Origin of the sequence: Mesorhizobium sp. M2E.F.Ca.ET.219.01.1.1 (assembly GCF_004016445.2) — a bacterium.
Lineage (GTDB): Bacteria > Pseudomonadota > Alphaproteobacteria > Rhizobiales > Rhizobiaceae > Mesorhizobium.
This window is the reverse complement of the sequence record NZ_SADT02000006.1, coordinates 428,455-441,313: the sequence shown is the minus strand read 5'-3', so window position 1 is coordinate 441,313 and position 12,859 is coordinate 428,455. Positions and strand designations below refer to the sequence as shown.

Sequence of the window (12,859 nt, the reverse complement as noted above, 5' to 3'; positions counted from 1 at the left end):
CTGCCCGCACGGACGGTTTGCCAAGCCGGCCGGTTGCCCGGCTGGATCGTTGCCCGCCGGCTGTGCTGCGGATTTCCCGTCTCTTGAAGCTGTTCCGGGCAAAAGTGTCGAGCAGCCGCATTGAAAAATCAATTGATATTGTTAGGGTCTTTGTTGTGAGAAAATCTCACAAAGTAGGAGCTCCTATGGCCAAGCGCCTGCCGCCTCTGAACCCGCTGCGCGCCTTCGAGGCGACGGCGCGGCACGCCTCGCTGACCAAGGCGGCGGGTGAGCTTAACGTCACGCATGGCGCCGTCAGCCATCAGATCAAGGCGCTCGAGCAATCGCTCGGCGTGAAGCTCTTCGAACGCAGCGGCCAGCGCGTGAAGCTGACGCCGCACGGCGCCGAATTCCTGCCGGCGGTCTCAGCCGCCTTTGAAGGCATCGCCGCCGCCACGCAGCGCATGACGCGGCCGGCGAGTGCCGGCACGCTGTCGGTGTCCTGCGTGCCGGCGCTGCTCTTGCTTTGGATGACGCCACGGCTCGGCTCCTTCACCGCGCAATATCCCGACATACAGCTCACCCTGATCCCATCCAACGACGCCCGCGATATTCGCGCGCCGGAGATCGATGTCTGCGTGCACTATGGCGACGGTAGCTGGACCGATTGCTGGATGCGCAAATGGTCCGGGCTGGAACTCTTCCCCGTGGTCAGCCCGACGCTGATCAACAATCGGCCGATCCGCGGCGTGCGCGACCTTGCCGACCACGTCTTCCTGCATGGCGACGACGGCCGCGAATGGCACACCTGGCTCGCCGCAGCCGACGCGCTGGACCTCGCGCGCGGCCGCCGCCACCATCTGGGCGACGCGCGCATGGCGACGGAGGCCGCCGTGCATGGCCATGGCGTCGCGCTCGGCGATTCCGTAACGGCGCGCGCCCTGCTCGCCAGGGGCATGCTCGTCGCGCCCTTCACCCTGTCGGTGCCGGCGGTCGACGATTTCTACGTCGTCTGCCGCAACGAGATGCGCTCGGCGCCGATCGTCCAGCTCTTCATCGATTGGCTGTTCGCCGAGAAAGAGCAGGATGAGGGCCGCGCCGACGCGCCGGTGGCCGGCCGTGTGCCCAGCCGCAGGAAACGCCCGGCCCTCAAGGTCATAGGCGCCAGAGCAATTCCAGGAAAAGTGTGAAGCGTTTAGGCTCGGCGACTTCGCCGTAGCCTCCGTCTGGAATTGCGTCAAAACAAGAAAGCTGGAGCATTTCGCCGTTTGCGTGAAACGGCGAAATGCTCCAGGACCGCGTCCTGACGGCTGGACTTGCATAGCTGCTTTTTGTCGGGCCAGCTTGCAAAGCGGGGAGCGCGTTCGAAAATACAGTGCTAAGAGGCGAGTTGGCTGAGACAATTCCAGGAAAGCCGCGCGACGGTCTTCCATCTGGGATTGCTCGAACAAGGACTTGAAGCATGGCGCCTGCGTTTGAGTGCGTCGTGCTCCATGGGTGAGGAAGCATGGCAAAGACCGATATAGCGAGGCGCGTCTACAACCACACCTGGAAGCTGGACCCGATCGTCCGCAGCCTGCTGGACACCGATTTCTACAAGCTTCTGATGCTGCAGATGATCTGGGGCATGTATCCCAAGGTCGACGCCACCTTCACTTTGATCAACCGCACCACCTCGGTCCGCCTCGCCGACGAGATCGACGAAAGAGAATTGCGCGAGCAGCTCGACCATGCCCGCACCTTGCGTTTCTCCAAGAAGGAGATGATCTGGCTGGGCGGCAACACTTTTTACGGCCGCAAGCAGATTTTCGAACCGGAGTTCCTGGCATGGCTCGAGGATTTCCGCTTGCCGGACTACGAGCTTTCCAGGCGCGACGGCCAGTACGTGCTCTCCTTCCCCGGCCCCTGGATGTACACGACGCTCTGGGAAATCCCGGCTTTGGCCATCATCAACGAGCTGCGCTCGCGAGCCGCGATGCGCTCCTTCGGTCCTTTCGCGCTCGATGTGCTCTATGCTCGTGCCAAGGCCAAGATGTGGGCGAAGACCGAGCGGCTGAAGGCGCTGCCCGGCATCCGCATTTCCGACTTCGGCACAAGGCGCCGCCACTCTTTCCTCTGGCAGCGCTGGTGCGTCGAAGCGCTGAAGGAAGGCATCGGCGATGCCTTCACCGGCACCTCCAACGTGCTTCTGGCCATGGACAACGATCTCGAGGCTTTGGGCACCAACGCGCATGAATTGCCAATGGTCTTCGCGGCGCTCGCCAATTCCGAGGAGGAGCTGCGGCAGTCGCCCTATAAGGTGCTGCAGGACTGGCAGCGCTATTATGGCGGCAACCTCCTGATCGTGCTGCCCGACGCCTTCGGCACCGACTCCTTCCTGCGCGATGCGCCGGACTGGGTCGCCGACTGGACCGGCTTCCGCCCAGACAGCGCGCCACCGATCGAGGGCGGCGAGAAAATAATCGACTGGTGGCGCAAGAAGGGCAAGGACCCCAAGCAGAAGCTGCTGATCTTCTCCGACGGGCTGGAAGTCGATACCATCGAGGAGACCTACAGGCATTTCCGCGGCAAGGTGCGCATGTCCTTCGGCTGGGGCACCAACCTCACCAATGATTTCGAAGGCTGCGCCCCGACCGAAACCGACAGCCTCGATGCGATCTCGCTGGTCTGCAAGGTGACCGAAGCCAATGGGCGGCCGGCGGTGAAGCTGTCGGACAATCCCGCCAAGGCGACGGGGGATGAGAAGGAGATCAAGCGGTATCTGCGGATATTCGGCGAGAAGGGAAGGGTGGAGCAGCTGGTGAAGGTGTGAGGAATCTGACTCGCCCGAGCTAGCTTTAGATGGAATTCGGATAAGTTGAGTTCCCGCCCACCCCCCTCTGTCCTGCCGGACATCTCCCCCGCAAGGGGGGAGATTGGCAGCTTCGGGCACCCCGCATCTTTCTGCACCGTTGAAAATTGGCGAAAGCTGGGGCGACATCCGATCTCCCCCCTTGCGAGGGAGATGTCCGGCAGGACAGAGGGGGGTGTGAAGGATCGCGACGCTGGAGTTAATCTCCTTGGGGTAATCGCAGCTGCATTTGCCTCGCTTCTCCCCACCCCCGCCTTCGCCCACGCCTCCGACCGCGGCCACGTCCTGCTGCTGCCAACCGGCTACTACATCGCCGGCGGCGCGCTTGCCGTGGCCGCCAGCTTCCTCGTTCTGGCGCTGCTGCCACCCGCCGCGCTCGACAATTTCTGGCGCAAGCGCCTGTCGCTCTTCACCCTCGGTGACCGCCCACGCACCATCCTCAGCCTGATTTCCTTTGCCGGCTTCATACTTCTCGTCGCCGCCGGCTTTCTCGGCAGCCGCGACCCGCTCTCCAACCCGCTGCCGCTGGTGATCTGGACACTGCTCTGGGCCGGCTTCACTCTGCTGCAGGGCGTGCTCGGTGATATCTGGTCGTGGCTCAATCCGTGGTACGGACCGTGGCGTGTCGCCTCTCGCGTCTTCGGCCTCGATGCCGGTGCGGCAAAGCCACGCCTGCCCAACTGGCTCGGCTATTGGCCGGCCGTCATCCTGTTCCTCGCCTTCGCCTGGTTCGAGCTGATCGATCCCGCGCCTGACGATCCGGCCCGCCTCGCCCTTGCCGCCGGTCTCTACTGGCTGGCGAGCTTTGTCGCCATGCTTGTCGTCGGCTACGACGCCTGGAGCAAGCGCGGCGAATTCCTGACGGTTTTCTTCTCGATGGTCGCCCGCTTCGCGCCTGTCGAGCGCCTTGAAGGCCGGCTCTCGCTCTGCTGGCCCGGGGCAAAGCTGCTCGCCGCCGAGCCGCTGCCGCTGAGCGGCATGGCTTTCCTGTTGCTGGCGCTGTCGTCAGTGTCCTTCGACGGCCTGTCGAAAACCTTCTTCTGGCTTGGCCTGTTCGGCGTCAATCCGCTGGAATATCCCGGCCGCACCGCTCTGATCGGCATCGGCAGCTTCGGCCTCGTGCTCACCTTCGTCTTGCTGGCGGCGGTGTTCGCGCTGGCCGTCTTGCTCGGCCAGCGTCTCGCCGGCGATAAACATTCTTTCGGCGAGGCGGCCGGCCTGCTGGTCTGGTCGATCGTGCCGATCGCGCTTGCCTATCACATCGCGCATTACCTCACCGTGCTTCTGGTCGACGGCCAATACGCGCTGGTCGCTCTTTCCGATCCCTTCGCGCTCGGCTGGAACCTCTTCGGCACCGCCAATAGGATGGTCGAAGCGGGGGTAGTCGCCGGCGCACAGTCGGCCTGGTGGCTGTGGAACGTGCAGGCCGGCGTCATCATCGCCGGCCATGTGCTGGCGGTGCTTGTCGCCCATGGCCTTGCCTGGCGTCTCCACAAACAGCCGTCGCGCGCAACGCTCAGTCAGTTGCCGCTTACATTGCTTATGATCGCCTACACGATCTTCGGCCTTTGGTTGCTTGCCACGCCGACCGCCGGATGACACAAGAGGTGCCAATAATGCCGTCGGGTAAAGCTCGCTTGCCAGGCCAAAGCTTTGGTGATTTAGTTTGTACACATGCAATTTTTCCATCCTTCGGAACGGCATGGATTGGCCGCCTTATCGCTGGTCAAGACTGAAAAAACAGGGGAACGGACATGGCTGACAAGAACGGATTTTTCGACCTCTCCAAGACGACGCTTTCGCGCCGCACCGCGCTGAAGGGCATTGCCGCCGGGGCGGGCCTGGCGCTGGCGCCCGGCTTCGTCCGCTACAGCCAGGCGCAGAGCTCGGCGCCGATCAGAATAGGTTTCCAGTCCCACCGCACCGGCATCGGCGCCGCCTATGGCCGCTGGTACGAGAAGACGAGCGCCGCCGCCGTCAAGGCGATCAACGACGCTGGCGGCATCGGCGGCCGCAAGGTCGAATTGGTCATCGAGGACGACGGCACCGATCCGGCGCGCGGCGCCGAGGTTGTCAACAAATTCGCCAAGCAGCACAAGACCGACATCGTCTTCGGCACCTTGTTCTCGCATGTCGTGATCGGCTCGGCGCCGGCCGCCGGCGAGAACAAGATCCCTTATTTCGTGGTCAGCGAAGGCCATCACGTCGCCTCCACCAAACTCAACCGCTACGTCTTCCAGCCCGGCATCACCGACGTGAAGAGCCAGATCCAGTCGATGGCGCCGTGGATCGCGGCGAACGCCGGCAAGAAGGTGACGCAGATCTTCCCCGACTTCGCCTTCGGCTACGACCACCGCGACTACCTGCCGCCGGCGCTGAAGGCGCAGGGCGCCGACGTCATCGCCCAGATCGCCATCCCGCCGACGGAATCGTCCTTCACAAAATACTTCCCGCAGATCCCGGCCGAGACCGAGGTGATCTACCACGTCATGGTCGGCCCTGCCGTGCTCACCTTCGTCAAGGAGCTCGGCGAGTTCTACGGTTCGCAGCGGCCACAGCTCTTCGGCTTCATGGATTCGCTTGAGGCTACCGACATCAACAGCCCGGGCCTCGAATTCCTCGACGGCAGCCATTTCTGGGAGGGTTCGCCGCGCTACGCGCAGCCCGACGATTCCGCCGCGCAAAAAGCCTACCGCGCCGCCGTCGGCATCGATGACAACGGCGCCGCCGTCGGCGATCCCAAGGACGTCTCCACCGCCTCGCATATGTTCGGCTGCTGGGAAACGCTCTATGTCGTCAAGAAGGCGATGGAAGATGCCGGCTACAAGGGACCCGAAGACCGCGCCAAGCTGGTCGAGGCGACCGAGGCGCTGAAGGAATTCGCCGAAGGGCCGGAACATCCGCAGGGTCCGAAGACCTTCAACGGCAAGATCCACCAGTGTTTCGGCATCCAGAACATCTCCAAGGTCGAAGGCGGCAAGCTCAAGGTCGTCCACAAGACGAAGATCGAAGACGGCCTCTACGAGCCGGAAGGGGATTATACGAAGCAGGCGCTGTAGGCGCCTTACCCTCCCCCTTTGTGGGGAGGGTCGGCGAACTGGCTTCGCATTTCGCGAAGCCAGTGAGACGGGGAGGGCTGCGATGGCCCTTGCCCCACCCCCCCACCCGACCGCTACGCGGTCACCCTCCCCACGAAGGGGAGGGTAAGGGCGCCCTGATGCACTTCGGCCCGCACCTCCTCCTCGCCGCCCTCGAAGGCCTGGTCACCTCCGCCGTGCTGGCGCTGACGGCGCTCGGCCTGTCGCTGGTGTTCGGCGTCATGCGCATCGTCAATGTCGCCCATGGCGAATTCTTCATGCTGGGCGCGGTGCTCGCCTGGGCGATCTCGACGGCGATTTCCGGCCACCCGGCCATCGGCTTTGTGGCAGCACTTGTGATCGCGCCCTTGTTCGTCGGGCTGGTCGCGTTTCTCGCCGAATGGCTGGTGCTGCGGCGGCTGAACTACAACCCCGAAAGCACCATCGTCGCCACCATCGGCATGCTCTACATCATCCAGCAACTGGCGCTCACATTCTACGGGCCGGAGGCACGCCCGGTTGAGCCGCCCTTCAGCTACCGCATCCTTCTGCCGTGGTTCGGTTATTCCGGCTACAAGCTGTCGGTGGTCGCCGCTTCGGCCATTTTGCTGGTCATTACATGGCTTGTGCTGACCCGCACGAAGATCGGCCTGATCATGCGCGCCACGCAATATGATCGCGAGACGGCGCAGGCTTTCGGCATTCCGGTCGAGCGCGTCTATGCCGGCGTCTTCGCCGTCGGCGCCATGCTGGCGGCGATCGCCGCGGTGCTGATCGTGCCGATCAGCCAGGCGCATTATTTGATGGGGCAGGACCCGCTGCTGCTGTCCTTCATCGTCGTCATCATCGGCGGCTTGGGCTCGCTGCGCGGAACCGTGGTCGCGGCGGTCCTGATCGGCCTCTCCGACGGCATCATCTCGATGTTCTTCTCGCCGACGCTCGCCAAGATCATCGCCACGCTGGTGGTCGCCATGGTGCTGGTGTTCCGCCCGCAAGGCCTGTTCGGAACCGCGCCGCGATGAGGGATGCTTCGCCGGCAAAGACCTACGCCCTGCATATCGGCGTCATCGCGCTCCTGTTCGCGCTGAACTTCGTCCTGCCGGATTACCATCAGGGCTTGTTTGCCCGCATCATGGCGCTGGCGGTCTTCGCCATGGGCTACAACCTGCTCTTCGGCTATGTCGGCCTGCTCAGCCTCGGCCACGCCATGTTCTTCTCGGCCGGCCTTTATGGCGCGGGCCTGACCGTCTACCATCTCGGCTGGGGTGTGCCGGAAGCCTTCGTCGCCGGTGTCGCCTGCGGCGCGCTGCTCGCTTTGGTCATCGGCCTGCTGGCGCTGCGCACCTCGGGCGTGGCGTTCATGATCGTCACGATGATGTTCGCCCAGGTCTTCTATCTGCTCGTCCTCTATTTCGCCGCCTGGACCGGCGGCGACCAGGGCCTCGTCATCCAGCAGGCGTCGCGGGTGGTTTCGATCGGCGGCGCATCCTTCGACCTGACCGATCCGACCGTGCGCTACATGAGCGCGCTGGCGCTGTTCGCGATCGTGCTGCTCGTCACTTTGGCCATCGTCCGCTCGCGCTTCGGCCGCGTGCTGGTCGCCATTCGCGAGAACGAGGAACGGACAAAGATGCTCGGCTATGACACGGTCGCCAACAAGCTTGCCGCCGTCGTCGCGTCCGGCGCCATCTGCGCGGCCTCCGGTGCGGCCTATGCCTTGCTGTTCGGCTATGTCGGCTCGAATTTCGCGTCGATCCAATATTCCATACTGCCGCTGCTCTGGGTGCTGCTCGGGGGTGCTGCGACCACGCTCGGGCCGCTCATCGGCACGCTGTTCATGTATTATGTCACCGACATCACCAGCGGCTTCACCTCCGCCTATCTGCTGATCGTCGGCGTGGCGCTCATCCTGCTCGTCCTGTTTGCCCCGAAAGGCATTATGGGCAGCATCCGCGAGCGCTGGCTGGGGTGGCTGCCATGACGCCGCTGCTCACCACCAAGGGCCTGTCGCGCAACTTCGGCGGCCTGCGCGCCGTCGACGGCGTCGACTTCGCGCTGATGCCGGGCGAGATCCGCGCCGTCATCGGCCCGAACGGCGCCGGCAAGACGACTTTCGTCAGCCTGCTCAGCGGCCGCATCCGGCCATCATCAGGTGTCGTTGTCTTCGACGGCGTCGAGATCACCGCCATGCCGGCCTACCAGCGGGTCAGGCTCGGCGTCGCCTACACCTTCCAGATCACCAGCGTCTTTGCCAACCTCACGGTCTTCGACAATGTCGCGCTGCCGGTGCAACGCACGCTGACGGACGGCCGCACCAAGGGGCAGGTCAGGACCGGCGTCATGGCCGCGCTGGAGCGCACCGGTCTTGCCGACCGCGCCGGCACGCTGGCCGCGCATCTTTCCTACGGCCACCAGCGTCTGCTCGAAGTGGCGATGGGCCTGGCGCTGAAGCCGCGCCTGCTGATCCTCGATGAACCGACACAGGGCCTGGCCGACAGCGAGATCGACAATTTCATCACGCTGGTGCGCGGGATCGCCAAGGACGCGACGGTTCTTCTGATCGAGCACAACATGCCGGTCGTCATGCAGCTTGCCGACCGCATCACCGTCTTCAATTCGGGGAAGATCCTCGCCGAAGGCACGCCGGGTGAGATTCGCGCCAACCGCCAAGTCCAGGACGCCTATCTCGGAGCGACCCATGGCTGACTCCGTTGGAACCAGTGGCGGATTGCTCACCATTGCCGGCCTCGACTGCTTCTACGGTGAGGTGCAGGTGCTCTACGGCCTCGACCTCGTCCTCAACAAGGGCGAGGTGCTGTGCCTGTTCGGCCGCAACGGCGCCGGTAAGACGACAACGCTGAAGGCGATCATGGGCCTGGTCCCGGCAGCAAGCGGCTCGATCAAATTGGATGGCAAGGAACTGACCGGGCTCGCCGCGCATGACGTGCCGAAGGCCGGCGTCGCCTATGTGCCGCAGGGCAGACGCCTGTTCGCCGACATGACGGTGGCGGAAAACATCGAGATCGGCCTGATGGCACGCGGCAAGGGCAAGCAAACGGGCGAAAACGTCCTTGACCTTTTCCCGTTGCTCAGGGAGCGGCTGAAGCAGCGCTCCGGCACGCTCTCCGGCGGCGAGCAGCAGATGCTGGCCATGGCGCGCGCGCTCTGCCTCGAACCGCAGGTGCTCTTGCTCGATGAGCCGACCGAAGGCCTTATGCCGTCGATGATCGCGAAAATCCGCGAGACCGTGGCCAAGCTGCGTGAGCTCGGCGTCTCGACCATCCTGGTCGAGCAGCGTGTCGACGCCGTGCTCTCGGTCGCCGACCGCGTCTCGTTCATCGAGAACGGCCGCAACCGCGAGACGGTCGATGTCGAGGCCTTGCGCGCCGACCCGTCGGCGGTTCGGCGCTACGTCGGGGTAGGCTGACTTGGGAAACTAGACATCCAGTGCTCCGACCGCTTTCGCGCGTGCAAATGCCAGGCCCGCCAGCGCGAGATCGCCAACCGCCATGCCGCGGAACGCGAAAGTCGTTCGCTCGCTTTCGCTCTGACGACCCGGCACATCGCCGCTGACCAAACCCGTCAAGTCGCCGGCAACGAGCTCGGGCCTCACCATCGGCTTGCTCATCGTCGCCTCCTGCACCAGGTCGTCTATGACGATGCGATCGAAGATAGCCATGGTTTCAGCCTGCCAGGGCAGGGCCAGATCGGTCGTGGTCAGGAAGGCCCCGGCCTTCAGCCAATGCGCATCCAAAAACGGAGCGGGCTGAGGCACCAAAGTGACTGTCGTCACCACGATGTCGGCGGGCTCGATCGCCTCCTTGGCGGTATCGCAGGGTATTGCGGTCAGGCCGCGCATCTCGGCCAGTCGACACAATGCGTCACGATTGCCTTTGCCCCGGCCGAAGGCGCGGATCTCCCGCAACGGAAAAAGATCGGCCAGGACCTCGAGATGACCGCGCGCCTGCACGCCGCATCCGATGAACGCGACGCACGCCGAGTCGGCGCGAGCCAGACGCCTGGCCGCCACGGCGCTGAGGCCGGCCGTGCGCTTCGCTGTGACCCAATTGCCGTCGACCACGGCAAGCGGCAGACCCGTCTCGGCGTCGAGAAGGGTGACCAGCGAGTTCAGGGTTGGAAGTCCGCGTTCGGCGTTGCGGGGATTGACCACCAGCGACTTGGTCGCCAGCACCCGAGGCTCGGTCGCGACACCGAGGGTCGCCATGATGTAGCGGTTGTCGCCGGGCAGAACCACCGCCTTCGGCGCGCACCATACCTCGCCCCTCCTCTGGCCGACGATCTGCCGCTCGATTTCGTCGACCATGTCGGACGTGGAAATCGTCAGGCTGTCCAGGAATTCGCCTGACAGATAGGGCAGGCTCCCGGCTTGGATGGTCATTGTCGCCCCAACAAGCTTCGATACGCATTCTCGGTTCAGCGTTCGATCGTTCCCGCCTCTTCCACTCATAGCAGAAATTGCCGGCCAGGCCTACGCAAGCGCCATCGCCTCCGTGCCGAGGCTGACCGCTCCCGGCTCACCCGAAAAACAGAAAACCGGCAATCAAAAAAGTCGGGATCAGCACCAGGCCCGACCATGCCATGTAGCCGAAGAAGCCCGGCATCTTGAAGCCGCGATGCCTGGCGATGGCAAAGACCATGAAGTTCGGCGCGTTGCCGATATAGGTGTTGGCGCCCATGAACACGGCGCCGGCCGAGACCGCCGCAAGCGTCGAGGCGGCCTCGGTCATCAGGTGCCTGGCATCGCCGCCGGCGAGCTCGAAGAACACCAGATAGGTCGGCGCATTGTCGAGGAAGGAAGACAGCGCCCCGGTCAGCCAGAAATAGGCGAGGTCGTTGGGCTGGCCGTCGGCGGAGGCTACAAGCGCCACCAGCGGCGCCAGCGCGCCGTCATGACCGGCGCGCAAAATGGCGATCACCGGCACGATGCAGACAAAAATGCCGGCAAACAACTTCGCCACTTCGGCGATCGGTCCCCAGGTGAAGCCGTTGGCTTGCCTGTGGCTCTTGTACGAGACTTTCAGGGACAGGAAGGCCAGCGCCAGGATGATGGCGTCGCGCACCAGGTTCTGCAGTTCGAGGCCGACACCCAGCACGGAAACGCCGATGCCCGGCTTCCAGCTCGCCGAAAGCAGGATCGCGCCGATCACGCCGGCGAGCAGCGGCAGGTTGGCCAGCCCGCGCAGGCGCACCTTTGTATCGGGCGTCGGATCCTTGATCTTGGGCATGCCGGCCTCGCGACGGTGCAGGATGATGTCGATCGCGAGAAAGACAGCCAGCACCAGGCCGCCGACGAAGAGCGTGTCGGGCAGGATGTGGATCGTCGTCCAGAAGAAATCGACGCCGCGCAGGAAGCCGACGAAGAGAGGCGGGTCGCCGAGCGGCGTCAGCGAGCCGCCGATGTTGGACACCAGGAAGATGAAGAAGATCACCACATGGGCGTTGAACGGCCGGTTGTCATTGGCGCGCAGCATCGGCCGGATCAGGATCATCGAGGCACCGGTCGTGCCGATGACCGAGGCAAGCAGCGCGCCGATCAAAAGCAGGCCGGCATTGACGAGTGGGGTGCCGTGGATGTTGCCGGCAAGCAGGATGCCGCCCGAGATGGTGTAGAGCGCGAACAGCAGGATGATGAAGGACATGTATTCGGTGAGCAGCGTGTGCAGCACCGCCTCGCCTGCCGTCGGAATGCCGAAGGCGGCGGCCAGCGGGACAACCGCCAGCGCCGCCCAGCCGGCAGCGATCTTGCCGTAATGATGTTCCCACACGCGATGAAAGAGCAGCGGTCCGGTCGCGATCGACAGCAGCAGGCCGGCAAAGGGCAGCGCCCACCACAGCGACATGGCGGCGCCGGGCAGTTCGTGCATTTCGGCGGCCAGTGCTTGTGCTGGGAATAGTAGCGCGATGGCTAGTGCGGCAAATGCGAGACGCCCCCTCATCCGGCCGCTTCGCGGCCACCTTCTCCCCGGTGGGGAGAAGAGGCTGGCGCCAGCGCCGGCGACCTCTCCCCGAGGGGAGAGGTCGGATTGCCCCGAATTGCATTTCGCAATTCGGTCGGCAATCCGGGTGAGGGGGAGCTTCCCCACAGTCCGATCAATCCGCTGAGTGATCTTCGAGCGTCACGCCGGCATCCCGCATCCGCGTCAGCATCGCCTCGACCGAGCCGTTGAGGTCGATGCCGCGGCAGGCGTCGAGCCGCACCGTCGTCCTGAAACCCTGCTTCACCGCGTCGAGCGCCGAGAAGGCCACGCAGAAATCGGTGGCGAGCCCAACCAGCGTGATCGTGTCGATGCCGCGTTCCTTCAGGTAGCCGCCAAGGCCGGTCGGCGTCGTGTGGTCGTTCTCGAAGAAGGCGGAATAACTATCGATGGCGGTGCGGAACCCCTTGCGTATCACCAGCTCTGCCTTGGTCCAGGCGAGCCCGGAATGGAAGTCGGAACCGAGGCTGCCCTGGATGCAATGGTCCGGCCACAGCGTCTGCGGCCCATAAGGCATCTCGATGGTCTCGAACGGCTGTTTGCCCGGATGGCTGGAGGCAAAGCTCGAATGTCCGGCCGGGTGCCAGTCCTGCGTCAGGATCACATGGTCGGTCCGCCGGATCAGGTCGTTGACCAAAGGCACGATCTCGTCGCCGCCGGCCACCGCCAGCGCGCCGCCGGGGCAAAAATCGTTCTGCAGGTCGATGACGATCAGCGCTTCGTCGGCCATGCGGTTCCCTCTCGTTTGGGCCCCCGGGTATCGGCTTGAGGCTCCAGTCCAAAAGCCGCTGACGCGACCGGACACGGAACCTTGACCAGATGGCCGGCGCCGTCAACCTCCAAGGCGATAACAAATGCGTTCAGCCTGCCGTGCCGCCGCGGCGGCACGAACTCTTGCTTTGACAATTCCAGTGCGCCTGATATCATTTGCATACGAATGAATTTGACCGGTGTGA

At 64.2% G+C, this 12,859-nt stretch carries 11 protein-coding genes; 8 read left to right on the top strand and 3 right to left on the bottom strand.

The genetic code is table 11. The features are described from left to right. Positions 1-185: 185 nt before the first annotated feature. From gcvA to EN862_RS27925, 8 genes are all read left to right on the top strand, one after another. Positions 186-1,169 carry a transcriptional regulator GcvA gene (gene gcvA, locus EN862_RS27965; RefSeq protein WP_127866706.1) on the top strand — a complete coding sequence of 328 codons (984 nt, stop codon included), beginning with the start codon at positions 186-188 and terminating at the stop codon, positions 1,167-1,169. Positions 1,170-1,486: 317 nt separating this feature from the next. Next, positions 1,487-2,791, top strand: coding sequence for a nicotinate phosphoribosyltransferase (pncB, locus tag EN862_RS27960; RefSeq protein ID WP_127866705.1), 1,305 nt, complete (start codon positions 1,487-1,489; stop codon positions 2,789-2,791). Between the two features lie 192 nt (positions 2,792-2,983). After that, on the top strand, positions 2,984-4,429 hold the full coding sequence (locus EN862_RS27950) for a hypothetical protein (RefSeq protein ID WP_127866704.1): 1,446 nt from the start codon (positions 2,984-2,986) through the stop codon (positions 4,427-4,429). Positions 4,430-4,584: 155 nt separating this feature from the next. Next, a complete protein-coding gene (locus tag EN862_RS27945; protein WP_127866703.1) occupies positions 4,585-5,889 on the top strand; it encodes an ABC transporter substrate-binding protein in 1,305 nt (434 codons plus the stop codon). 158 nt (positions 5,890-6,047) lie between these two features. Further along, positions 6,048-6,929 (top strand): branched-chain amino acid ABC transporter permease, encoded by an 882-nt coding sequence (locus tag EN862_RS27940; RefSeq protein ID WP_127866702.1) that lies wholly within the window; start codon positions 6,048-6,050, stop codon positions 6,927-6,929. Continuing rightward, positions 6,926-7,888 carry a branched-chain amino acid ABC transporter permease gene (locus tag EN862_RS27935; protein ID WP_127866701.1) on the top strand — a complete coding sequence of 321 codons (963 nt, stop codon included), beginning with the start codon at positions 6,926-6,928 and terminating at the stop codon, positions 7,886-7,888. The genes EN862_RS27940 and EN862_RS27935 overlap by 4 nt, the downstream gene beginning before the upstream one ends. Beyond that, the gene (locus tag EN862_RS27930; protein WP_127866700.1) at positions 7,885-8,613 is read left to right on the top strand and encodes an ABC transporter ATP-binding protein; all 729 of its coding nucleotides are present in this window, start codon (positions 7,885-7,887) and stop codon (positions 8,611-8,613) included. Before EN862_RS27935 ends, EN862_RS27930 begins: the two co-directional genes overlap by 4 nt. Then, complete coding sequence (locus EN862_RS27925; RefSeq protein WP_127866699.1) at positions 8,606-9,334, top strand: ABC transporter ATP-binding protein; 729 nt, start codon at positions 8,606-8,608, stop codon at positions 9,332-9,334. The genes EN862_RS27930 and EN862_RS27925 overlap by 8 nt, the downstream gene beginning before the upstream one ends. Positions 9,335-9,343: 9 nt before the next feature. Here the strand turns inward: EN862_RS27925 and EN862_RS27920 are convergent, their stop codons facing one another. The 3 genes from EN862_RS27920 to pncA all read right to left on the bottom strand — a co-directional run bounded on the left by EN862_RS27920 (position 9,344) and on the right by pncA (position 12,633). Beyond that, positions 9,344-10,306: an ornithine cyclodeaminase family protein gene (locus tag EN862_RS27920; RefSeq protein WP_127866698.1), complete on the bottom strand. Its 963-nt coding sequence runs from the start codon at positions 10,304-10,306 to the stop codon at positions 9,344-9,346. Positions 10,307-10,442: 136 nt separating this feature from the next. Beyond that, a complete protein-coding gene (locus EN862_RS27915) occupies positions 10,443-11,864 on the bottom strand; it encodes a sodium:proton antiporter (protein WP_127866697.1) in 1,422 nt (473 codons plus the stop codon). A gap of 154 nt (positions 11,865-12,018) precedes the next feature. After that, complete coding sequence (gene pncA / locus EN862_RS27910) at positions 12,019-12,633, bottom strand: bifunctional nicotinamidase/pyrazinamidase (RefSeq protein WP_127866696.1); 615 nt, start codon at positions 12,631-12,633, stop codon at positions 12,019-12,021. Positions 12,634-12,859: the final 226 nt, after the last annotated feature.

Coding starts and splice junctions, on each gene's coding strand:
- gcvA (WP_127866706.1), top strand. CDS start 186: ATGGCCAAGCGCCTGCCGCCTCTGAACCCGCTGCGCGCCTTCGAGGCG.
- pncB (WP_127866705.1), top strand. CDS start 1,487: ATGGCAAAGACCGATATAGCGAGGCGCGTCTACAACCACACCTGGAAG.
- EN862_RS27950 (WP_127866704.1), top strand. CDS start 2,984: ATGTCCGGCAGGACAGAGGGGGGTGTGAAGGATCGCGACGCTGGAGTT.
- EN862_RS27945 (WP_127866703.1), top strand. CDS start 4,585: ATGGCTGACAAGAACGGATTTTTCGACCTCTCCAAGACGACGCTTTCG.
- EN862_RS27940 (WP_127866702.1), top strand. CDS start 6,048: ATGCACTTCGGCCCGCACCTCCTCCTCGCCGCCCTCGAAGGCCTGGTC.
- EN862_RS27935 (WP_127866701.1), top strand. CDS start 6,926: ATGAGGGATGCTTCGCCGGCAAAGACCTACGCCCTGCATATCGGCGTC.
- EN862_RS27930 (WP_127866700.1), top strand. CDS start 7,885: ATGACGCCGCTGCTCACCACCAAGGGCCTGTCGCGCAACTTCGGCGGC.
- EN862_RS27925 (WP_127866699.1), top strand. CDS start 8,606: ATGGCTGACTCCGTTGGAACCAGTGGCGGATTGCTCACCATTGCCGGC.
- EN862_RS27920 (WP_127866698.1), bottom strand. CDS start 10,306: ATGACCATCCAAGCCGGGAGCCTGCCCTATCTGTCAGGCGAATTCCTG.
- EN862_RS27915 (WP_127866697.1), bottom strand. CDS start 11,864: ATGAGGGGGCGTCTCGCATTTGCCGCACTAGCCATCGCGCTACTATTC.
- pncA (WP_127866696.1), bottom strand. CDS start 12,633: ATGGCCGACGAAGCGCTGATCGTCATCGACCTGCAGAACGATTTTTGC.